The following is a 20,453-nucleotide window of genomic DNA, read 5'->3' as shown; positions in this document are numbered from 1 at the left end:
GCTGTTGTCGTTCTGGTCGACCGCATTGCCCAGCGAGCAGGTCACACCGGTACTGCCGCTGATCTGCGCCGTGCTCATCAGCAGGCCGGTGGGAAACGAGCTGGTGCCGCTGAGCGAGATGTAGCCCGCGATGATGTAGGCATTGCTCTCGGTGCAATAGGCTTGCACTTCGGCCACCGTGGTGACCACCTGGTTGCAGGTGAGCACGACGTAGCCTGAAGCGTTGTCGAACACCACCGCGAAGGTGTTGCTGACCTGCACCACGCTCTGGCCGTTGCCGAGGTCCAGCGCCGGCATCGGGATGTTCAGGTTGCGGTTCTTCGGCCGCTTCAATGTGGTGTTACCCGGCAGCGGGAAGGCCAGCGCACCGCTGTCGAAGGGGTCGGTCTTCGAGATGATGCTGTTGAAGCTCAGCGTCTGCTTGATGGCATCGCCGTTGACCCGGTCGGCCCAGGCCACGGTCACGCGCACGCGCCGATACGCATCGCTGCTGCTGTCCAGCAGTTCCCAGCGGCGCTCGAAACTGGTGTTGGCGTGGTAGGCCTCGCCGTTGTGCGTGCTGCCTTCGGTGATGTCGTCGTTGGCACCGACCAGGCCGTCCCAGCTCACCACGCCCGCAGCCGCGGTGAGCTGCGAAAACGAGCGCAGCTCCTCGAGCTTTTCCTGCGCCAGCCGGGTTGCTTCGCCACGCTGGCGTGCCACGTCCTCGTTGAAGGCCAGCTTCAGGCCGATGCCGGCGATCGCCAGCAGCCCGAAGGAGGTGATCAGCATCGCGATCATCGCCTCGATCAGCGAGAAGCCCCGCCGCAAGGGGGTCGTCAGGCGGTTCATCGGGCGGTTCATGGCTGGGTGTCCGTGTTTGTCTTGAAATCGCGCCAGCTGCCCGGCACGCGCACCAGCGGCGCGCTCATGCGCCGCGCGTTGTTCAGCGCATCGGGGTCGTAGCTGACCGTGCCGTTGCCGTTGGTCTTGTAGGCGGCACAGGTCACCTGGGCGCCGTAGATGGTGGCCGAACCGGTGCCGATGTCGTTCCAGTCGGCGCTGTTGGAGAAGATCAGGCCGTAGAAGGTGTTGTCGCCGTTGATCTTGATGGCATTGGGCGTGACGAAGATGATTGGATCGGCCTGCGTACCATAGGTGTTATTGCCGCTGAGCTGCAGATCGGACGAGAAGTAGAACGAGCGCCAGCCCTGGTTGTAGGCCGTGTCGATCTGGCTCTTGCAGTCGGACGTGCTGCCGCAGCTGATGACCTTGGTGGTCGGTGAATCGCGGAAGCGCTCGATGGTCATGCCGAAGTAGGCCTTGAACATCGACGACTTTTCGCAGGTCGTGTCTTGGCTGGCCAGCGTGTAGAGCGACTGGTCGTTCTCGATCAGCGCATTGGCCGTCGGCTGCCCCGACAGCGTGACCATCGAGGTGCCCGGGGCGGTGTCGATGGAGGTGCCGGCATTGACCAGGATCCCGTTGGTCGCCACGTCGGTGTTCTCGACGTTGAACGAGCCGCCGATGTCGCAGGAGGTGCCGCAGGTCAGCGGCGCGGCGGGCGGCCGCGGCGACAGGCCCAGCTTCAGCGTCACGCTCAAGCGCGCATGGCCCTCGCCGGTGGCGTACTCGGTGGACGAGCAGACCTTGCTCTGTGCCGGGCAGGCCCAGGCGGTGACCTTGACCGCATCGGTATCGCCGGCCACGGTTTCGAAGGCCATGGTGAAACCGGGCTGTTCAGCCGTGCCGACGGCGGCCACCGCCGCGGCGCCGCTGGCCGTGGTGGCCGGGCAACTGCAGGTCAGCGTGCCATCGGCCGGGTTGATCTTGCAGCCGGGGAAGACGGCCACGGTCTTGACGTCGCTCGATGCCGGCGCGCCGTTCCAGCCGGTCATCACATAGCGCTTGCGGAACGAGGTGTCGCCCGCGGCCGACGAAGCCTTGCAATCGGCGCCGATGTCGGCCGGCGAGTTGATCATGCCGGTGGCCCACTCGATGGCGGCTTCGGCCACTTCATGCGTCAGCGTGGCCTGCATCTGGTTGCCCGAGCTGCGCTGCTCGGACAGCACGCCACGGTTGACATACAGCGCGCCGAGCGACGCGATGAAAAGCAGCAGCATCGTCACGAGCAGCGTGGCCACGCCCTGCTGGGCGCGGCGCGTGACGAGGGGGGGGCGGGCAGTCATCACAGGTTCCTTCAGGCCGGGCAACTGCCGCTGACCTCGTCATTGCGCACACGCACGGTGGAGCGCAGGTTGCGCTGGATCTGCGCGTCGAGCACCGATTCGCCGGCGATGTGCACGGCATAGCTGCGCACGGTCACCGTCGGGCAGTTCGGCGTGCCGACGGTGCACACGGTCGAGCAGGTGTCGCCAAGGCTGATCGTCGTCACCGTGGGTGTGATCACCAGCGTCTTGACACGCACGGCGTTCTTGTCGGTGACATCGGCCCAGCCGCCGTTCGTTTGCATCTGCAACGCCTCGTCCTGCAGCCGGAAGCCGAACTGCTCGGTGGCGTCGAGCACGTCGTTGTCGGTCGTCGCCTCGCGCGAGAAGCCGTAGCCGATCTCGTTGGACGCCAGCTGAACGGCACGGTAGGGATTCTTCAGCGTCACCGAGCTGACGCCGATCGCCTGGGTGCCGCTGACCGCGTTGCCCCAGTAGCCGGCGCGGCGAAGGTCGCGCGTCAGCAGATCGGCGGCGTTGCGCAGGTCCTGGTTCAGCCGCGATTCGGCCAGCAGCTTGCGCGAGCCGACCACGTTGTTCGCAAACAGCATCGCCGCGCCGCTGACCACCACCATGCCGACGGCCGCGCCGATCAGCAGTTCCATGATCGACAAACCACGTTGCCCGGCACGCGTGCGGGCGGTGCGGTACGGCCTGGTTCTCAGCATGACGGGTACCCCGAGAAAACGCCGGAGGGCGAACACATCGCCACCCGGCCCAGTGCGTTGATCGAGACCTGCAGCTTGGTACTCACCAGGTCGCTGCTGGCCTCGAAGCTCTGCGCCGCGGTGGTGCCGCGCAGGCTCTCGAAGCGGATCGGCTGACCTTGGGCCAGCGTCACGCCGGTGGGCAGGGTGACGGTCTTCATCGTCACGTCGGCCGCGCCGCTGGCCGGTGTGACGGTGATCGCATAGGAGGCGCCGTCGGCAGCGATCGTCAGCGTGGCGCCGGCCAGCGTGGTGTCGGCATGCTTGCCGCCGCGCCGGATGGCTTCGCTGCGCGTGTACTGGATGTCCATCGCCAGCGTGGTGGCCACGCCCTCGAGCCGCGAGCGGGCCAGTGTCTGCACGAAAGAAGGTGCGGCCAGGCCGACCATGATGGCGGCGATGGCCACGGCCACCAGCACCTCGATCAGCGTCAGCCCCTGCGCATGACGTCGGTTCATCAGCGGCTCCAGCAGGTGGCGGGGGTGAAGGTCGGGCTGCCGCCGCTCACGGTGACGACCAGCGCAGTGCAGCCGGTGTCGTTGTTCTGGCCCTTGCTGGCGACCGGCGTGTAGCTGAGCGTGTAGCCGGTGCCGCTGACCGCGGACAAGGCCATCGTGTAGTAACCACTGCTGGTGCTGCTGCCCACGTTCAGGCTGCTGAAGCTGGTGGTGTAACTGGGGTTGTTGGCGCGCCAGCGCTCCTGCGCCTGCATCACGGCCGAGGCCGCATCGGTGGCATCGGCGCGGCGACCCTTGCGCACACTGGACAGATAGCTCGGCATGGCGACGGCACCGATGATCGCCACGATCGCCACCGCGATCATCAGCTCGATCAAGGTGAATCCGGTGGCCTGGCGGCGGCTTGGCAGGATTAAGGACATACGGCGTTCTCGGACTTCCGGGGCGGAACTTAATGGCCGTTACACCTTGGTACCAGCGGTCCTCGCCGAACGGTCGGCTGCGGGCGCCGAACGGGATTCAGCCGGAAAACACCGCCTTATTCCGGCGCATGCCAGCAGGCCAGCTCGCCGATCATCGCCAGCGAAGCGCACTGCCGCGCCATCGTCATTGCCAACGCCGCCTTGCCCGCCCCTGCCGTCCCGATGCTTGCCAACGCCCCCCCAACCGCCGAACTGATCGACGCCGACGTCACGCAAAGTGCGCGAGCGCAGCGTTGGGGCCACTACCTGAAGGATCTGGAGCAGTACGCCTCGCTGCGCACGCCGTTGCAGACCCAGGGCACGCTGGTGCGCGTGACCGGCCTGGTGCTGGAAGCGGCCGGTGTGCGCGCACCGGTCGGCTCGGTGTGTGAAGTGCATGGCGAAGCGCGCGATCCGGTGCTGGCCGAGGTGGTCGGCTTCAACGGCGACCGTGCTTTCCTGATGCCCACCGGCGAAGTGCATGGCCTGACCAGCGGCGCGCGTGTCTCGCCGCGTGCCGTGCCGCACGCCCCGCCGCTGCTGGGCCGCGACAACCAGCTGTGGCGCCGCACCGAAGACCGCGGCCTGCACCTGGCCATGGGCGACGGGCTCTTGGGCCGCGTGGTCGACGCGCATGGCCAGCCGATGGACCGCAAGGGCCCTTTGCAGCACACCCGCAACGAGCCCATGGTGCGCCGCCCGATCAACGCGATGGACCGCGACCCGGTACGCACCCCGCTGGACACCGGCGTGCGCGCGATCAACGCGATGCTGACCATCGGCCGCGGCCAGCGCATCGGCCTGTTCGCCGGCACCGGCGTCGGCAAATCGGTGCTGCTGGGCATGATGGCGCGTTACACCGCGGCGGACGTCATCGTCGTCGGTCTCATCGGCGAACGCGGCCGCGAAGTCAAGGAATTCATCGAGGACATCCTGGGCGACGACGGGCTGGCGCGCTCGGTCGTCGTGGCTGCCCCGGCGGATGCACCACCCTTGGTGCGCATGCAGGGCGCCACCTATGCCACCGCGATTGCCGAGCATTTCCGCGACGAAGGCCGGCACGTGCTGCTGCTGATGGATTCACTCACCCGCTACGCGATGGCCCAGCGTGAGATCGCTTTGGCCATCGGCGAGCCGCCGGCCACCAAAGGCTACCCGCCGTCCTGCTTTGCCAAGCTGCCGCAGCTGGTGGAGCGTTCGGGCAACGGCCTGAACGGCGTCGGCTCGATCACCGCGTTCTACACCGTGCTCTCCGAAGGCGACGACCAGCAGGACCCGATCGCCGATGCCGCCCGCGGCATCCTGGACGGCCACATCGTGCTGTCGCGCGACCTCGCCGAATCGGGCCACTTCCCGGCCATCGACGTCGAACGCTCGATCTCGCGCGTGATGACCGCCGTGGCGCCGCGTGAGCAACTGGAAGCCGCCCGCCGCGCGCGGGCGCTGCTGTCCAAACTGAGCAAGGCGCGCGACCTGATCCAGCTGGGCGCCTACCAGCCCGGGCATGACCCCGAACTCGACCTCGCCGTGCGCCTGCAGCCGCAGCTGATGGCGCTGCTGCAGCAGGACCAGCATGACCGCGCACCCATGGATCAGTCGCGCAGCCAGCTGTGCCGCATGGTCGGCGCCTGAACACCTCGCCCGCTTCCAGCCTTTTGCCTGAGACCCGCCGACCATGGACTCTTCCACCTCCCTGACCCTGCTGCTGGAACAGGCCGAATCCGCACGCGATGCCCAGCAGACCGTGCTGCGCAACTGCGAAGCCGCCGCCGCGCATGCCCAGGCCCAGGCCGACCAGTTGCTGGCCTACCGCGGCCAGTACGAGCAGCGCTGGTCCACGCATTTCCGCCAGGCCGGCGCCATCGAACTGCTGCAATGCGTGCAGGGTTTCTCGCAGCGGCTGGAGCAGGCCATCAGCCACCAGGGCCACGCCAGCGCCCAGGCCCAGGCCCGTGTGGCCCAGGCGCGCCAGCAGCTGATCGCCCTCGAACAGCGCGTGGCTGCAGTGCGCAAGCTGATCGAACGCCGCCAGGCCGAGCAACGGCGTGCGGCCGACCGACGCGAACAGCGCAGCACCGATGAAGCCGCGCAGCGCCGCCCCAGCGGTTCGCGGCTCACGCCGTCCCTGATCTGATTGCCGAGAAAGCCGCCATGCTGAGCCAGCTGAGCCCCCTTGCCTCCGCCAAGCCTGCAGCCGCCGCCGCGGCGGACGGCCATGGCTTTGCCGCCCGCGCGGACAGCGACGGATCGGGCGCATTCGCCCAGGCGCTGCAGCGCAGCAGCAGCGCCCTGCAGGGCAACGCGCCGGCCGCGGGCTCCGCCGCGGGCAGGGCGCCCGCCGCAGGCTCCACCAGACCGGCCGCGGCCACGCCTGGCGGCAACAACGAAAACAGCGCAACCCATAGCGCCGGCACACCGGCCCGCAGCGATGGCACCGCCGGTGAAGCCTCGGCCACCCGTGACGGCCACCGCACCGACGACGCCGACGCGCCGGCCGATGAAGCCGGCGATGCCGTGCCTGCCCGCAGCCGACACGCACCGCGGCGCAGCGGGCCGGACATCCGTCTGCCGCAGGCCCTGCGCCAAGGTGCCGACGCGGCCAGGCCCGAAGCGGCGGACACCGGCACCGAAGTGCCCGGCTCGGCCGACCGCGATGCCTTGACCCAGGCCGTGGACGAAGACATCAGCCTCGCCGCCGGCCTCACGAGCTTGCCGCAGCCACAGACCGCTGCGGTCGAAGCGCCGGCCCTGCCACCGGCGTGGCCGGGCGACAGCCCGGGCGTCGCAGCTGCCTCGGTGGCCATCGCCGCTCCCGGCACCACCGGCCAGGACACCGCCTCCACGCCAGGTGCGATCGCGGCGGCCCTGTTGCAGCCGTCCAACGGCAGCGATGCGGCAGCGCGCGCTGGCACCACGAGCACGGCCCGCAACGTGCCGCTGCCGGCCCAGGCGCCCGCCGCCGCCCCGTCAGGCCTGCCGCCGCCCGAAGCCAAGCCGCTGCCGCCGCTGGCGCCGCGCGGCGTGGTCGACAACAGCGCTGCCGCGCACGCCGCCACCAGCCCCTCCGGCGCAACACGCGACCCCAGCGCCAGCGAAGACGCCCCGGTCACCGCGGCCAGCGACACCGCCACGCCCACCAGCAACAGCGCCGCACCGGCCGCAACGGCCGCACCGGCGGCCACGGCCACCCCGGCGAGCCCATCGACACAGCCCAGCGCCAGCCCGCCGTTGCGCACAGCCACAGCGGCGACTGATGCCATCGCGCCCGTGCCCGCCAACCCCAAGTCGCTGAGCACCGCCAGCCGCGCCGACACCCCCAACACCCGAGCCGAGGTCCGGCCGGCACGAAGTACAGCCGCCACCGACCCGCGCACGGCGGGCGACGACAGCCGCCCCGTCCGGCGCGATGCCGACGCCCTGGCGCTGATGCCCGACGCGCAAGCACCCGTCCCGCGCAGCACTGCCAGCGATGCCGACCCCGGCCGATCCGACGCCCAGCGCGACAGCGGCAATCCGGCCGGCGCCGTCACCAGCGCCGGCAGCACCAGCAGCCTGAACGCCAGCACCGGCGGGCGCTTCGCCGAACAACTGCAGACCCTGCTGCCGGCTGGCATGGCCACAGCGGCCGCCGCGCCGCTGGCCAGCGCGGCGCCCGCCGCGGTGCCGACGGCCCATCTGCCCACCGCCTTGTACAGCCCGGAGTTCGCGCCGGCGCTGGGCGCGCAGGTCACGCTGTTCGCCCGCGGCGGCGTGCACCAGGCCCGGATCGAGCTGAATCCGGCCGACATGGGGCCGATTTCGGTGCAGATCGTGATGGATGGCAGCAGCGCCCGGGTGGACTTCCACGCCGAGGTGGCCGCCACCCGCCAGGTCATCGAATCCTCGCTGCCGGCGCTGGCCAGTTCGCTGCGCGACGCCGGCATGACGCTGACCGGCGGCGGCGTGTTCCAGGCGGACGCGCTGCAGGCTTCGCCAGCGGGCAGCCTGTCCGGCCCCGCGCTCCCAGGCCAAGCCGGCGGCCAGGAGGGCGGCACCGGCCAGCAGCCCACCGGCCATGGCGCTGGCCAGCCCAGGAGTGGCCGCAGCGGCCGCGGCAGCGACACCGACGACGCCGGCCTGCCCTCCCTCGGCACCGTGCTGCGGCCCGGCACCCAGCGCGGTCTGGTCGACCTCGTCGCCTGACACAGCCCTGGCGGGTGGCGGCAAATCACGGCCCTTTCACCCGCTATTCGCGACATCCCCCAAGGCCTGCTCTCCGAATAATCGCTGCTAACGACCCCGCATGGCCAGACGCCGCGTGGGACCGATGCCCGAATCCGGAGAGACCATGTCCGCCGCCACTGCCGAACTCACCGACGCCCCTGCGCCCAAGGCCGCCGGCAAGAAGAAGCTGATCATCATCATCGTCGCGACGGTGCTGCTGCTGGTGCTGGGCGGCGGCGGCGCGGCGGTGTTCATGATGAAGAAGAAGGCCGCGGCAGAAGCCGACAGCGAAGACGGCGCCGCCGAAACCCATGCCGTGGCCGAGCCCGAGCACAAGGAAGAGAAGCGCAAGCCACCGATCTTCGTGCCGCTGGACCCCTTCACCGTGAACCTGGCCGACCGCGAAGCCGAGCGCTACGCGCAGGTCGGCGTGACGCTGGAGATCGAGGACGCCAAGGTCGGCGAAGACCTCAAGCTCTACCTGCCGGCCATCCGCAACAACATCCTGATGCTGCTGGCGCACAAGACCGCCGGCGAATTGCTGACGCGTGAAGGCAAGCTCAAGCTGGCCCGCGAGATCCGCCGCGAGGCGATGCAGCCGCTGGGCTTCAACCTGCCCGACGAGGACGAAGAAGCCGCCAGCACCGGCAAGAAAAAGAAGAAGAAGGCCCCGGTGGTTTACCCGGTCAAGGCCGTGCACTTCTCCAACATCATCATCCAGTGAACTCGCCCACCCCCGTAGCGGCCTGCGGCCGCCTCCCCCTCAAGGGGGCCACGCCAGCGGCCCGGCAGAGCCGGATCCGCGGCGCGCGCTTGGGAAGTCCGCTTCGTTGGAGATCCGAGTCGTGAACCAGCAGATTCTTTCGCAAGACGAAGTTGATGCGCTGTTGCAAGGCATCACCGGCGAGAGCCAGAAGCTCGAGCAGGAAGACGCGCCCACCGGCGGCATCCGCGACTACGACCTGGCCAGCCAGGAACGCATCGTCCGTGGGCGCATGCCCACGATGGAGATCATCAACGAGCGCTTTGCGCGCAACATCCGCATCGGGCTGTTCAATCTCATCCGCAAGAGCCCGGAAGTGGCGATCGGTGGCATCAAGGTGCAGAAGTACAGCGCCTTCCTGCGTGAGATCGTCGTGCCGACCAACTTCAACATCGTCTCGGTACGGCCCTTGCGCGGATCGGGCCTGATCGTCTGCGACCCGACGCTCGTTTTCGCCGTGATCGATGCGCTGTTCGGCGGCGCCGGCAAGTTCCACACCCGCATCGAAGGCCGCGACTTCTCGCCCACCGAGCAGCGCGTGATCCTGCGCCTGGTCGAGACCATCATCGCCGAGTACAAGAAGGCCTGGACCGGCATCTACCCGGTCGAGATGGAGTACCAGCGCTCGGAGATGCAGCCGCAGTTCGCGAACATCGCGACGCCCTCGGAAATCGTCGTCGCGACCAGCTTCACGCTGGAAATCGGCGAGACCACCGGCACGGTGCACTTCTGCATTCCGTACTCGACGCTGGAGCCGATCCGCGACGTGCTGTACAGCACGATGCAGGGCGACTCCTCCGAACCCGACCGCCGCTGGGTGAAGCTGCTGAAGCAGCAGATCCAGTCGGCCGACGTCAAGCTGGTGGCCGAGCTCGCGCATGCCCATGCCACCTTGGAGCAGCTGCTGTCCTTCAAGCCCGGCGACTTCATCGAGTTGGACCTGGATCCGATGATCCAGGCCAAGATCGACGGCGTCCCGGTCTTCGACTGCCACTACGGCACCTCCAACAACCGCTACGCCATCAAGATCGACCGCATGCTGACCAGTACCCCCGCGGGCTGGCTGGGAGAAAACAATGAGTGAACCGCAAATGTCCGAAGAGGACCGCATGGCCGCCGAATGGGCGGCCGCGCTGGCCGAAACCAAGCCCAGCGAGAGCACCGCGCTGAGCGACCCGATCGAATCGGTCGCGGCCGCGGCGTTCACGAACTTCGCGCCCACCGGCATGGCCCCCAACGGCGCCGGCAACGACCTGAACATGATTCTGGACATCCCCGTCCAGCTCACGGTCGAACTCGGCCGCACCAAGATCCCGATCAAGCACATCCTGCAGCTGGCGCAAGGCTCGGTGGTGGAGCTCGAAGCGCTGGCCGGCGAGCCGATGGACGTGCTGGTCAACGGCTATCTGATCGCGCAGGGCGAGGTGGTGGTGGTGAACGACAAGTTCGGTATCCGCCTGACCGACATCGTCACGCCCAGCGAGCGCATGCGCCGCCTGTCGCGGGCCTGAGGACGATTCGCCGATGAATTCGATCCTCGGACCGCTGATGGCCTTCATCGCGGTGATCGCGATGATTCCGGTGGCGCTGTGGTTGTTGAAGCGCACGCCCATGGGCACGGCCGCGTCGCAAGGCACGATGCGCATGGTGGCGCAACTGGCCCTGGCGCCGAACCAGCGCGTGGTGACGGTGGAAGTGGGCAGCGGGGATGAGCGCCGCTGGCTGGTGCTGGGTGTCACGCCCGGTGGCATCAACACGCTGCACAGCATGCCGCCGCAGGCCGATGTGCCGGCACAGCACACGGTCGGCGCCCTGCCCTTCGCGGCCTGGCTGGCCAAGAGCCGCGCCGGCAAGGGAGATGAGCATGCTGGCTGATCGCCCTGCTTTTGACCGCCCCGTTTTTTTGCGCCTGCTGCGTCGCGCCGGCCAAGTGCTGGCCTTGTCGGTGTTATCGGCGCTGCCTGTAGCGGCTTTAGCCCAACAGACCGGTGGTGCGAACCTGCCGCTGCTGGTCGGCCAGGGGGCCGGCGGCACCAGCTACTCGGTGCCAATCCAGACCCTGCTGTTCTTCACCGCGCTGTCCTTCCTGCCGGCGGTGCTGTTGATGATGACCGGCTTCACCCGCATCGTCATCGTGCTGTCGCTGCTGCGCCAGGCGCTGGGCACGCAATCGGCGCCGCCGAACCAGGTGATCGTCGGCCTGAGCCTGTTCCTGACCTTCTTCGTGATGTCGCCGACCATCGACAAGGTCTACGCCCAGGCCTGGCAGCCCTACCAGGCGCAGCAGATCAACTTCGACGAGGCGCTCAAGCGCGGCGAGGTGCCGATGCGCGAGTTCATGCTGAAGCAGACCCGCCAGAGCGACATGGCCTTGTTCGCCAAGCTGGCCAAGGTGGAAGCTGGCGTGAAGAGCGAGAACATGCCGTTCAAGGTGCTGGTGCCGGCCTTCGTGACCAGCGAGCTGAAAAGCGCCTTCCAGATCGGCTTTCTGATCTTCATCCCCTTCCTGATCATCGACATGATCGTGGCCAGCGTGCTGATGAGCCTGGGCATGATGATGCTCTCGCCCGTGCTCGTCGCGCTGCCGTTCAAGCTGATGCTCTTCGTGCTGGCCGATGGCTGGAATCTCCTGCTCGGCTCCCTGGCCGCCTCTTTTGCAACCTAGGTTTTCAAGACATGGATCCGCAACAAGTCTTCACGCTGGGCCAGAAGGGCCTGTACATGCTGCTGCTGGTGTCGGCGCCGCTGCTGGTGGCGGTGCTGGTGGTCGGCCTGGTGGTCAGCATCTTCCAGGCCGCCACGCAGATCAACGAGGCCACGCTGAGCTTCGTGCCCAAGGTGCTGGCAGCCGTGGCGGTGCTGGCGATCGCCGGGCCGTGGATGATCACGATGCTGGTCGACTACATCCAGCAGACGCTTCAATCGATACCCAGCGCGGTGGGATGATCTCTTTCACCGAAGCCCAACTGCTGGGCTGGATCACACCGCTGTTCTGGCCCTTCATCCGCGCGCTGGCGCTGATGAGCAGCCTGCCGGTGTTCAGCCAGCGCACGGTGCCGATGCGCGTGAAGATCGCGCTGGCGATGTTCATCGCGCTGGCGTCGCAGGTCTCGCTGCCGGAGATGCCGGTGGTGCCGCTGGATTCGCCGCTGGCCATGCTGCTGGTGGTGCAGCAGGTGCTGATCGGCGTGTCGCTGGGCTTTGCGGTGCGGCTGGTGTTTGCCGCGGTGGAACTGGGCGGTGAAATCATCGGCCTGCAGATGGGCCTGAACTTCGCCGGCTTCTTCGACCCCGCCACCTCGGCCCAGGGCACGGCCTCGGGCAAGTTCTTCGGCACCATCGTCGCGTTCCTGTTCGTCATCGTCAACGGGCACCTGGCGATCATCGCGGCGCTGATCAAGAGTTTCGTCGCCTTCCCGGTCGGGCCCGAGCCCTTTGCCTTCCTGCGCGCCACGCAGCCGCAGGTCTGGGGTGCCGAGATCTTCACGCTGGGCTTGTGGATCGCGCTGCCGCTGGTCGGCATGCTGCTGTTCGTCAACCTGGTGCTGGGCGTGATCTCGCGCGTCGCGCCGCAGATCAACATCTTCGCGATCGGCTTTCCGATCACGCTGAGCGTGGGCCTGGTCGGCATGCTGCTGACCTTGCCATTGATGCAGCAACCGTTCACGATGGCCCTCGAGCGCATGCTCGAGCATTTCCAGTAACCAGCGCATGCTTGAGCATGTCCAGTAACGCCCGAATCGCGCGCCGGGACATGGCGCTCAAGCACGCGCCCGCTTTGACCGATATCCGGACATGGCCACGATCGACCGCTTCTTCGCCCTCACGCATTCACTGCCTTCGCTGCCCGAGGTAGCGCATCGGCTGCTGGAGACCTTCCGGCGCGAGGATGTGTCGCTGATGGAGCTGTGCGAGTTGATCGCACAGGACCCGGCGCTCAGCGCGCGCGTGCTGCGCATGGCCAACTCGGCGCGCTTCGGCAACCGCGGGCGCGTCGCCCACCTGCCCGATGCCGCGGCGCTGATCGGCCTGAACGCCTTGCGCGGCCTGGCGCTCACGGTGTGCCTGGTGAATGCCTTTCCGCGCCCGCCCGGTTTCGACCGCCAGCGCTTCTGGTGCCAGAACCTGGCCACCGCCGGCCATGCCAAAACCCTGGCCGGCCTGGTCGGTGAAGACAGCGGCCTGGCCGAAGTGGCCGGCCTGATCCTGCGCTCGGGCCAGTTGCTGATGCTGATGACCGATCCCGGCCGGGTCTCGCTGGTGGAATCGATGGCCGGCGCGCCGGACAGCATCTTCGAACTCGAGCGCACCCACTTCGGCTGCACCCACGCCGAGATCTCGGCCGAGCTGGCGGCCCGCTGGCGCATGCCGCTGCCGCTGGTGGATGCGCTGTATACCGCCGGCAACCCCATGGCCGCCGAGCCCTTCTCGCCCGCCGGCGCCGTGCTGCGCCTGGCCAGCGTGCTGGCCGATGCCGGCCACGATGGCGTCGACCGCGTGCAGGCCGCCCGCGTCGCGCAGGCCCCGCTGCTGGCGCGCTTGAAGCTGACGCCGGAGATGCTGGCCGCGCACCTGCAGCCGCATGAACGCCTGGTCAGCGCCGCCGCCGAACTGACAGCGTAGGATAGTCTCGAGCCGCCGGTGAACCACCGGCCTACCTGCGCGCCGGATGCCCACGCCAGCAACTGCCCATCCTAACAATACCGTTGAGCGGAACAGCGCCTGGCACGATGCCGGGCGAGGCTTGACGCCGCCGGCCCCCCAGGCACCACCGCGGTGGCTGAAGCCGCAGCTGCTGGCGCTGGCGCTGGCCGTGGTGTCGCTCACCGGCTGGGCCCTGATGCACAACCACCGTGACGAGTTTGCACAGCAGTCGCTGCAGCTCGAAGCGGTGGCTGAACTGCGCGCCAACCAGCTGGGCAGCTGGTTTCGCGACCGGCTTGCGCAGGCCCGGTTTGCGCGCAACAACCCGGTCTGGGCGCAGCTGTACCAGCGCTGGCACGACAGCGGCGATGTGCAGGCGCGCGACCAGTTGCTCGAGCGCGCCCGCGACCTGCGCCAGGCTTTCGGCGGCCAGGGCAGCCTGCTGGTGGATGCGCAGGGCGACTTCATCGCCGGCGAGGCCGGCACGGCCGGCCCGACACCGCCGCTGCTGCGCGCCGCCGTGCTGCGTGCGCTGTCCAGCGGCCAGGTGCAGCACACCGGCGTCTACCAGCACGGCGCCGACGCCGAGTCGGCGCGGCTGGACCTGGTGGCCCCCTTGGCCGCGGGCGGCGCGCCGGCCCGGGCCGCGGTGGTGTTGCGGCTGGATCCGCAGGCCTACCTGGTGCCCACGCTGGGCAACTGGCCGGTGCCACGGCGGACCGCGGCCACGCTGCTGGTGCGGCGCGTGGGTGACCAGGTGGTCGGCCTCTACGGCCAGCGGCCGCTGCTGATATCGACGCCCGACCTGTTCGCCGCGCGCGTGCTGCGTGGCGAGGTGCCCTTCGGCAAGGTCGCCGAGGGCGTGGACTTCCGCGGCGTCGAGGTGCTGGGCGTGCTGCGGCCGATCGCCGACACCGACTGGTACCTGGTGGCCAAGATCGACCGCAGCGAAGTGAGTGCCGCCGTCTGGCGAGACGGCGTCTGGATCGCCGCCACCGGCGCGCTGGCCCTGCTGGGCCTGGCTGTCGGCGGCTTCCTGTGGCGCGAGCGCCGCGTGCTGGACCAGGTCCGGGCCGACCGGCTGCGGCAGGACGCCCACCTGTTCGAACTGCAGCGCGCCGAGGCCGCGCTGCAGGAAAGCGAAGCCACCAACCGCACGCTGCTGGGCTCGATGGCCGATGGCATGTTCGTGGCCCAGGATCACCGCTTCGTGTTCGCCAACGCGGCGCTGCCGCAGATGCTGGGCTACGCGATGGAGGATTTCGTCGGCCTGCCCTTCGATGCCGTCATCGCGCCCGACTTCCTGGCCACCTGGACCCAGCGCTTCGACCAGCGCATCGGCGGTGGCCAGGAACCGGTGGCGCACTACGAACTGCAGTTCCTGCGGCGCGGCGGTGCCGGACGGCTGTGGGTGGAGCTGCGCGCCAACCGCTTCCAGTACCACGGCAAGCCGGCGGTGCTGGGCCTGATCCGCGACATCGGCGAACGCAGGCGCAGCGCGGCCGAACTCGACCAGCACCGCCACCGGCTGCAGGGCTTGGTGGAGGCCCAGACGCAGCAGCTGCGCGAAGCCAATGCCGAGCTGGTGCTCTCGCGCGACAAGGCCGAAGCGGCCAACCGCGCCAAGAGCGCCTTCCTGGCCAACATGAGCCATGAGATCCGCACGCCGATGAACGCCATCATCGGCCTCACCCACCTGCTGCGCCGCGACTTGCACCAGCCGGTGCAGGCCGATCGGCTGGCCAAGATCAGCGGTGCCGCCGGCCACCTGCTGCGGGTCATCAACGACGTGCTGGACCTGTCCAAGATCGAGGCCGACCAGCTGGCCCTGGAGCGGGCCGATTTTTCGCTGCGGGCCGTGCTGTCGCACAGCAGCGGCCTGCTCGCGGAGACAGCGCGGGACAAGGGCCTGGCCCTGAGCACCGACATCGGCGCCGACGTGCCCGATGCCCTGCGCGGCGACCGCACGCGGCTGTCGCAGGCGCTGGTGAACCTCTTGAGCAATGCCGTGAAGTTCACCGAACGTGGCCACGTCTCGCTGCACGTGAAGCGCATCGCCGGCGCCGAAGACGATGCCGGCATCCGGCTGCAGTTCCGGGTGCACGACACCGGCGTCGGCATCGCGCCCGAGGTGCTGAAGTCGCTGTTCCAGGCCTTCGTGCAGGCCGACGCCTCGACCACCCGCCGCTTCGGCGGCACCGGCCTGGGCCTGGCCATCACGCAGCGGCTGGCGCGGCTGATGGGCGGCGAGGTCGGCGTCAGCAGCCAGCCGGGCAGCGGCAGCGAGTTCTGGTTCAGCGCACGATTCGAGGCAGGCCTGGCCGCCGGCACCGCGCTATCGCCGTCGCCAGCGCCGGCCACTGACGACGAGGCCGACCCGGCCGAAGCCCTGGCCGCGCTGCAGCAGCGCAGCGCCGGCGCGCGCCTGCTGGTGGTGGAGGACAACCCGGTGAACCAGGAAGTGATGGTCGAGCTGCTGCAATCGGCCGGCCTGCTCGTCGACGTGGCCGGCGATGGCTTCGAAGCGGTGGCGCAGGTGCAGCGACACCGCTACGACCTGATCCTGATGGACGTGCAGATGCCGCAGATGGACGGCCTGGCAGCGACCCGCCGCATCCGCGCGCTGCCCCGCCAGGCCACCGTGCCGATCCTGGCGATGACGGCCAACGCCTTCAGCGAGGACCGCGCGGCCTGCCTGGCCGCCGGCATGAACGGCCATCTGGCCAAGCCGGTGGATCCGGCGGTGCTGTACACGGCGCTGTCGCGCTGGCTGCCGCGTGCGGGCTGAGCTCAGCTGCCCACCAGCCCGTTGCGAATGGCGTAGACCGTCAGCTCGGAGTTGTTCTGCAGCCCCAGCTTCTCCAGCACACGGGCGCGGTAGACCGAGACCGTCTTGGGTGACAGCGTCAACTCCTCGGCGATGTCCGACAGGCGCTTGCCCGAGGCGATCATCACCAGCGTCTGCAGTTCCCGGTCGGACAGCTTGTCGTGCGCGTTCTCGGCCACCGGCGTGGTCAGGCTCTCGACCAGCATCTGCGCGATCTCCGGCGTCACGTACTTGCGGCCCTGGGCCACGGTGCGCACCGCCTGCACGATGAGCTGCGGGTCGCCGCCCTTGTTCACGTAGCCATAGGCACCGGCGCGCAGCGCGCGGATGGCGTACTGGTCTTCCGGGTACATGCTGACCACCAGCACCTTGATCGGCGAGCCTTCGTCCTTCAAGGCATGCATCACGTCCAGCCCGCTGCGGCCGGGCAGGTTGATGTCCAGCACCAGCACGTCGCAGCTGTTGCCGCGCATCAGCGCACGCAACTCGCCATAGTCGCCGGCCTCGCCGACCACCTGGATGTCCTCGGCGTCGGCCAGCGTGTCGCGGATGCCGCGGCGGATCAGCGCGTGGTCGTCGCACAGCATCACTTTGATCATGGCGCTCCCCAGGTCGACGGATCGTGGTCCGCATCATCGTCGAAGCGTGGCGTGTCGCTGCGCATTCCCCCTAGCCCCCCATTCACCGGCACCGACAGCATCAGCATCGTGCCGGCCGCGCCGCTGGACACATCGACCCAGCCGCCCACCGTGCCGGCGCGCTCGGTCAGGCCGCGCAGGCCGAAGCTGCGGGCCTTGGCCAGGTCGGCGCTGGACAGGCCGCGACCGTTGTCCTCGACCTCCAGCGACAGCACGCCGCGGGTCAGCGAGAGGTCGATCGAGACCTTGCTGGCCGCCGCATGCTTGCTGATGTTGGTCAAGGCTTCCTGGGCGAAGCGGTAGGCCACCAGCGGCACGCCCACCGGCAGCTGCATGGTTTCATGGCTGGTGCGGAACGTGCACGGCACGCCGTTGCGCTTTTCGAAGCGGCTGGCCATCCACTGCAGCGCGGCGACCAGGCCCTGCTCCAGGATCGCCGGGCGCAGGTTGTGCATGATGCGCTGGCTGGCCTCGATCGCCAGGTCCACCGTCTCCAGCGCGCTGGCTACGCGCTGCTGCACCTCGGGTGAACCGACATGGCGGCCGATCCAGGCCAGGTCGTATTTCACGGCCGTCAGGCTGCCGCCGACATCGTCGTGGATCTCGCGGGCGATCGCCGCACGCTCCATTTCCACGCTGGTCTGCAGGTGCTGGGCCAGCTCCGACAGGCGCTGGCGCGAGGCCGCCAGTTCGCGGTCAGCCTGCTGGCGGGCGCGGCGCTCCTGGCCGGCCTCGATGGCATGTTCCACCGCCGGCGCCAAGCGCGCCAGGTTGTTCTTCAGCAGGTAGTCGGTGGCGCCGTTGCGCATCGCCGAGACGGCCGTGTCCTCGCCGATCTCGCCCGAGACCAGGATGAAGGGCACCATCAGCCCGCTGTCCTTCAGGATCTCCTGCGCGCGCAGGCCGGTGAAGCCGGGCAGGTTGAAGTCCGACAGCACCACATCCCACTCCTGCGCCACCAGCGCGCGGCGGAAGTCGGCTTCGCTGTCGACGCGAAGCGCTTGCAGCCGGTGGCCGGCACGGCGCAAGTGGGCCAGCGCCAGATCGTGGTCCAGCGGCGAATCCTCGATGTGCAGCAGCTTCAGGGTGTCGGCAGCGTGAGCGTCGGCCATGCCCGAAGTATGGCAAACCCGACTCCTTCCGGGGACTTGAGGCCTGTTCAGTGTGGAAATGCGCCGGGTTTGTTGCCGTCTTCGCCTCAATAACTCCGGACAAGCTGCCGAAAATCCCTCACACCAGATCCGATTCCGACGGCTGGTCCTCGACCCCAACGCGGAGTGACGATGTTGAACAACGAACCGACGCCACAGTCGTCCATGACCACGGTACCGCTGCTCACAGCGGCCGATGTGCAGGACAACCTGATGGTCGCCAACAACGACCTGGAGCGGCTGGCCGGGCTGCTGACCGACGCCACGGAAACCCTGATGGGGCACTTCTATGGCGCTTCGGCGCAGATGAACCACCTGCTGCAACTGGCGCAAGCGCATCCGGAGCTCGACACCCAGCCCGTGCAGCAGGCCATGCAGCACATGGGCGGCGCGGTCACGGCACTGCAGTTCCAGGACATGTCGACTCAGCTGATCGCCCATCTGCAGCGCCGCCTGCGCAATTGCGCCGACCGGCTGGCACGCGACGTCATGGGCGACGACGACGAGGAAGGCGTGGCCGTGGTGGAAGACGCCCCGCTGCGCCCGAACCCGGTGACCCAGGACGAAATGGACGCCGGCTCGATCGAGCTGTTCTAAGTTTTTCATCTTCACACCCGATAACCCCCAGATTGCCCGGAGAAAACGATGCACTCAATTCTTGCCGTCGATGACTCGGCCTCGATGCGCCAAATGGTCTCCTTCACGCTGAAGAACGCCGGTTTCAATGTGGTTGAAGCCGTGGATGGCCAGGACGCCTGGGAAAAGGCCGGCCAGCGCGACTTCAACCTGGTGCTGACCGACCAGAACATGCCCCGCATGGACGGCATCACGCTGACCAAGCGGCTGCGCGAGAACCCCAAGTTCAAGGGCACGCCGATCCTGATCCTGACCACCGAGTCCAGCGACCAGATGAAGCAGGCCGGCCGCTCCGCCGGCGCCACCGGCTGGCTGGTGAAGCCATTCGATCCGGCCAAGCTGATTGAAGTGATCGGCAAGGTCATCCGCTGACCTGGTTGCCCGATCAGATCCGTCTGGTTTCGATCCGTATTGCCGCCCCAAATTTCCCGGAGACCCTGCCATGGCAGAGATGAGCAACGAAGGCGCACACATGTCCGCCGGCATCGACCTGAGCCAGTTCTTTCAGGTCTTCTTCGAAGAAGCCGGTGAGAACCTGGGCACGATGGAGCAGATGCTGCTGGAGCTGGACGTCAGCGCGGCCGATGATGAAGAGCTGAACGCCATCTTCCGTTGCGCCCATTCGGTCAAGGGCGGTGCAGCGACCTTCGGCTTCACCGACGTGGCCGAGCTGACGCATCAGATGGAAGCGCTGCTGGACAAGGTGCGCCGCCACGAGTTGCACCCGACCTCGCAGATGGTGGACGTGCTGCTGCAGGCCGGCGATGCGCTGCGTGCCCAGCTGGCCCGCCACCAGGGCTCCGGCGGCGGCGAGATCGACACCACCGAACTGCTGTTCACGATCAAGACCCTGTGCGAAGGCGGCAAGGTCGATACGCCCAGCACCGCGTCCGCCACCGTCGCCAGCACCGGCACGCCGTCTCCGGCGCCCGCGCCGAGGGTGCTGAAGAACGATGTGCGCGTGATCGAGCTCACCGTGGGTGAGCTGGCCGACATGAGCGCCGCCGACAGCCTGGTCGATCTGTTCAAGGAAATCACCGGCCTGGGCACGATCGAGCCGCTCGACGCCGGCCGCGGTGCCGACGGCATGCGCCGCTTCAAGATCACCACGGCATCCAGCGACAGCGACCTGCTGGACCTGTTCACCTTCCACGTGCCGCGTGAAGCGGTGCGGCTCGAACCCCTGGGCCCGGGCTACGGCTTCCACGAAGGCGCGCCCGGCGCACCGCCAGTCGAAGCCCCGAGCAGCGACCCTGGCTATGGCTTCTTCGACGACGCCCCTGGCGCCCCGGGCGCCGACGCCGCGCCGGCCGCCGAAACCGCCGCCGCGCCCACCGCGGACGCCGCACCGAAGCCTGTCGCCGCCAAAGCCGCGCCCAAGGCCGAAGCCAAGGCCGGCGCCGCGCTCGACTCGGCCACGCTGCGCGTCTCGGTCGAGAAGGTCGACCAGCTGATCAACCTGGTCGGCGAACTCGTCATCACGCAGGCCATGCTGGCGCAGAACAGCAAGGGCATCGACCCCGGGTTGTTCCAGCAGATGACCTCCGGCCTGGCCGACCTGGAACGCAACACCCGCGACCTGCAGGAAGCGGTGATGTCGATCCGCATGATTCCGATGTCGATGGTCTTCAACCGCTTCCCGCGCATGCTGCGCGACCTGGCGGCCAAGCTCGGCAAGAAGGTCGACCTGGTCACGCAGGGTGAAGCCACCGAACTCGACAAGGGCATGGTCGAGAAGATCACCGACCCGCTGACCCA

Annotated in this window: 22 protein-coding genes; 15 read left to right on the top strand and 7 right to left on the bottom strand. The window is 68.5% G+C overall.

Going from position 1 to position 20,453, the window contains the following annotated elements; all coding sequences use genetic code 11:
* From VLK61_RS14335 to VLK61_RS14315, 5 genes are all read right to left on the bottom strand, one after another.
* Positions 1-843 (bottom strand): type IV pilus modification PilV family protein (locus VLK61_RS14335; protein ID WP_325422290.1); only part of this gene is annotated, 843 nt, incomplete at its 3' end.
* On the bottom strand, positions 840-2,168 hold the full coding sequence (locus VLK61_RS14330; protein WP_325422289.1) for a pilus assembly PilX family protein: 1,329 nt from the start codon (positions 2,166-2,168) through the stop codon (positions 840-842). The genes VLK61_RS14335 and VLK61_RS14330, both read right to left, overlap by 4 nt.
* Before the next feature lie 11 nt (positions 2,169-2,179).
* Positions 2,180-2,875, bottom strand: coding sequence for a PilW family protein (locus VLK61_RS14325; protein WP_325422288.1), 696 nt, complete (start codon positions 2,873-2,875; stop codon positions 2,180-2,182).
* Positions 2,869-3,372: a GspH/FimT family pseudopilin gene (locus VLK61_RS14320; protein WP_325422287.1), complete on the bottom strand. Its 504-nt coding sequence runs from the start codon at positions 3,370-3,372 to the stop codon at positions 2,869-2,871. Before VLK61_RS14320 ends, VLK61_RS14325 begins: the two co-directional genes overlap by 7 nt.
* Entirely contained in the window at positions 3,372-3,794 is a 423-nt protein-coding gene (locus tag VLK61_RS14315; RefSeq protein ID WP_325422286.1) for a type IV pilin protein, read from the bottom strand. Before VLK61_RS14315 ends, VLK61_RS14320 begins: the two co-directional genes overlap by 1 nt.
* A 222-nt stretch (positions 3,795-4,016) precedes the next feature.
* Between VLK61_RS14315 and fliI the strand changes: the two genes are divergently transcribed.
* The 12 genes from fliI (at position 4,017) to VLK61_RS14255 (ending at position 16,231) form a co-directional block, all read left to right on the top strand.
* Positions 4,017-5,465 (top strand): flagellar protein export ATPase FliI, encoded by a 1,449-nt coding sequence (fliI, locus tag VLK61_RS14310; RefSeq protein WP_325422285.1) that lies wholly within the window; start codon positions 4,017-4,019, stop codon positions 5,463-5,465.
* A gap of 43 nt (positions 5,466-5,508) precedes the next feature.
* Positions 5,509-5,967 carry a flagellar export protein FliJ gene (gene fliJ / locus VLK61_RS14305; protein WP_325422284.1) on the top strand — a complete coding sequence of 153 codons (459 nt, stop codon included), beginning with the start codon at positions 5,509-5,511 and terminating at the stop codon, positions 5,965-5,967.
* 17 nt (positions 5,968-5,984) lie between these two features.
* The gene (locus VLK61_RS14300) at positions 5,985-8,015 is read left to right on the top strand and encodes a flagellar hook-length control protein FliK (protein WP_325422283.1); all 2,031 of its coding nucleotides are present in this window, start codon (positions 5,985-5,987) and stop codon (positions 8,013-8,015) included.
* 145 nt (positions 8,016-8,160) lie between these two features.
* A complete protein-coding gene (locus VLK61_RS14295; RefSeq protein WP_325422282.1) occupies positions 8,161-8,760 on the top strand; it encodes a flagellar basal body-associated FliL family protein in 600 nt (199 codons plus the stop codon).
* 121 nt (positions 8,761-8,881) lie between these two features.
* Positions 8,882-9,883, top strand: a complete 1,002-nt coding sequence (gene fliM, locus VLK61_RS14290; protein ID WP_325422281.1) for a flagellar motor switch protein FliM — start codon at positions 8,882-8,884, stop codon at positions 9,881-9,883.
* Complete coding sequence (gene fliN / locus VLK61_RS14285) at positions 9,876-10,310, top strand: flagellar motor switch protein FliN (RefSeq protein WP_325422280.1); 435 nt, start codon at positions 9,876-9,878, stop codon at positions 10,308-10,310. The genes fliM and fliN overlap by 8 nt, the downstream gene beginning before the upstream one ends.
* A gap of 13 nt (positions 10,311-10,323) precedes the next feature.
* Entirely contained in the window at positions 10,324-10,674 is a 351-nt protein-coding gene (locus VLK61_RS14280; protein WP_325422279.1) for a FliO/MopB family protein, read from the top strand.
* Positions 10,664-11,464 carry a flagellar type III secretion system pore protein FliP gene (gene fliP, locus VLK61_RS14275; RefSeq protein WP_325422278.1) on the top strand — a complete coding sequence of 267 codons (801 nt, stop codon included), beginning with the start codon at positions 10,664-10,666 and terminating at the stop codon, positions 11,462-11,464. Before VLK61_RS14280 ends, fliP begins: the two co-directional genes overlap by 11 nt.
* Before the next feature lie 11 nt (positions 11,465-11,475).
* Complete coding sequence (fliQ, locus tag VLK61_RS14270; RefSeq protein WP_325422277.1) at positions 11,476-11,745, top strand: flagellar biosynthesis protein FliQ; 270 nt, start codon at positions 11,476-11,478, stop codon at positions 11,743-11,745.
* Entirely contained in the window at positions 11,742-12,503 is a 762-nt protein-coding gene (gene fliR / locus VLK61_RS14265) for a flagellar biosynthetic protein FliR (RefSeq protein ID WP_325422276.1), read from the top strand. The genes fliQ and fliR overlap by 4 nt, the downstream gene beginning before the upstream one ends.
* Before the next feature lie 91 nt (positions 12,504-12,594).
* Positions 12,595-13,422: an HDOD domain-containing protein gene (locus VLK61_RS14260; RefSeq protein ID WP_325422275.1), complete on the top strand. Its 828-nt coding sequence runs from the start codon at positions 12,595-12,597 to the stop codon at positions 13,420-13,422.
* Between the two features lie 121 nt (positions 13,423-13,543).
* Positions 13,544-16,231, top strand: coding sequence for a response regulator (locus tag VLK61_RS14255; protein ID WP_325422274.1), 2,688 nt, complete (start codon positions 13,544-13,546; stop codon positions 16,229-16,231).
* A 2-nt stretch (positions 16,232-16,233) separates the two neighbouring features.
* On the opposite strand, the gene VLK61_RS14250 is transcribed toward VLK61_RS14255, so the two are convergent.
* Positions 16,234-16,869: a response regulator transcription factor gene (locus VLK61_RS14250; protein ID WP_325422273.1), complete on the bottom strand. Its 636-nt coding sequence runs from the start codon at positions 16,867-16,869 to the stop codon at positions 16,234-16,236.
* Positions 16,866-18,020, bottom strand: a complete 1,155-nt coding sequence (locus tag VLK61_RS14245; RefSeq protein ID WP_325422272.1) for a hybrid sensor histidine kinase/response regulator — start codon at positions 18,018-18,020, stop codon at positions 16,866-16,868. Before VLK61_RS14245 ends, VLK61_RS14250 begins: the two co-directional genes overlap by 4 nt.
* A gap of 171 nt (positions 18,021-18,191) precedes the next feature.
* Between VLK61_RS14245 and VLK61_RS14240 the strand changes: the two genes are divergently transcribed.
* The 3 genes from VLK61_RS14240 to VLK61_RS14230 form a co-directional block, all read left to right on the top strand.
* Positions 18,192-18,656: a hypothetical protein gene (locus tag VLK61_RS14240; protein ID WP_325422271.1), complete on the top strand. Its 465-nt coding sequence runs from the start codon at positions 18,192-18,194 to the stop codon at positions 18,654-18,656.
* 48 nt (positions 18,657-18,704) lie between these two features.
* The gene (locus VLK61_RS14235; protein WP_325422270.1) at positions 18,705-19,067 is read left to right on the top strand and encodes a response regulator; all 363 of its coding nucleotides are present in this window, start codon (positions 18,705-18,707) and stop codon (positions 19,065-19,067) included.
* A 70-nt stretch (positions 19,068-19,137) separates the two neighbouring features.
* The coding region (locus tag VLK61_RS14230) for an Hpt domain-containing protein (RefSeq protein WP_325422269.1) at positions 19,138-20,453 on the top strand (1,316 nt) is incomplete at its 3' end.

It is taken from the genome of Aquabacterium sp. (genome assembly GCF_035476535.1).
Lineage (GTDB): Bacteria > Pseudomonadota > Gammaproteobacteria > Burkholderiales > Burkholderiaceae_C > Pseudaquabacterium.
The sequence above is the reverse complement of the archived record's forward strand: the minus strand, read 5'-3'. Positions and strand labels throughout refer to the sequence as shown.

Bases quoted from the DNA above. Each gene is read 5' to 3' on its own strand.
- VLK61_RS14320 (WP_325422287.1), bottom strand. From the start codon at position 3,372: ATGAACCGACGTCATGCGCAGGGGCTGACGCTGATCGAGGTGCTGGTG.
- fliN (WP_325422280.1), top strand. From the start codon at position 9,876: ATGAGTGAACCGCAAATGTCCGAAGAGGACCGCATGGCCGCCGAATGG.
- VLK61_RS14315 (WP_325422286.1), bottom strand. From the start codon at position 3,794: ATGTCCTTAATCCTGCCAAGCCGCCGCCAGGCCACCGGATTCACCTTG.
- VLK61_RS14280 (WP_325422279.1), top strand. From the start codon at position 10,324: ATGAATTCGATCCTCGGACCGCTGATGGCCTTCATCGCGGTGATCGCG.
- VLK61_RS14295 (WP_325422282.1), top strand. From the start codon at position 8,161: ATGTCCGCCGCCACTGCCGAACTCACCGACGCCCCTGCGCCCAAGGCC.
- VLK61_RS14250 (WP_325422273.1), bottom strand. From the start codon at position 16,869: ATGATCAAAGTGATGCTGTGCGACGACCACGCGCTGATCCGCCGCGGC.
- VLK61_RS14240 (WP_325422271.1), top strand. From the start codon at position 18,192: ATGTTGAACAACGAACCGACGCCACAGTCGTCCATGACCACGGTACCG.
- VLK61_RS14245 (WP_325422272.1), bottom strand. From the start codon at position 18,020: ATGGCCGACGCTCACGCTGCCGACACCCTGAAGCTGCTGCACATCGAG.
- fliJ (WP_325422284.1), top strand. From the start codon at position 5,509: ATGGACTCTTCCACCTCCCTGACCCTGCTGCTGGAACAGGCCGAATCC.
- fliP (WP_325422278.1), top strand. From the start codon at position 10,664: ATGCTGGCTGATCGCCCTGCTTTTGACCGCCCCGTTTTTTTGCGCCTG.
- VLK61_RS14235 (WP_325422270.1), top strand. From the start codon at position 18,705: ATGCACTCAATTCTTGCCGTCGATGACTCGGCCTCGATGCGCCAAATG.
- fliR (WP_325422276.1), top strand. From the start codon at position 11,742: ATGATCTCTTTCACCGAAGCCCAACTGCTGGGCTGGATCACACCGCTG.
- fliI (WP_325422285.1), top strand. From the start codon at position 4,017: ATGCTTGCCAACGCCCCCCCAACCGCCGAACTGATCGACGCCGACGTC.
- VLK61_RS14300 (WP_325422283.1), top strand. From the start codon at position 5,985: ATGCTGAGCCAGCTGAGCCCCCTTGCCTCCGCCAAGCCTGCAGCCGCC.
- fliQ (WP_325422277.1), top strand. From the start codon at position 11,476: ATGGATCCGCAACAAGTCTTCACGCTGGGCCAGAAGGGCCTGTACATG.
- VLK61_RS14325 (WP_325422288.1), bottom strand. From the start codon at position 2,875: ATGCTGAGAACCAGGCCGTACCGCACCGCCCGCACGCGTGCCGGGCAA.
- VLK61_RS14330 (WP_325422289.1), bottom strand. From the start codon at position 2,168: ATGACTGCCCGCCCCCCCCTCGTCACGCGCCGCGCCCAGCAGGGCGTG.
- VLK61_RS14260 (WP_325422275.1), top strand. From the start codon at position 12,595: ATGGCCACGATCGACCGCTTCTTCGCCCTCACGCATTCACTGCCTTCG.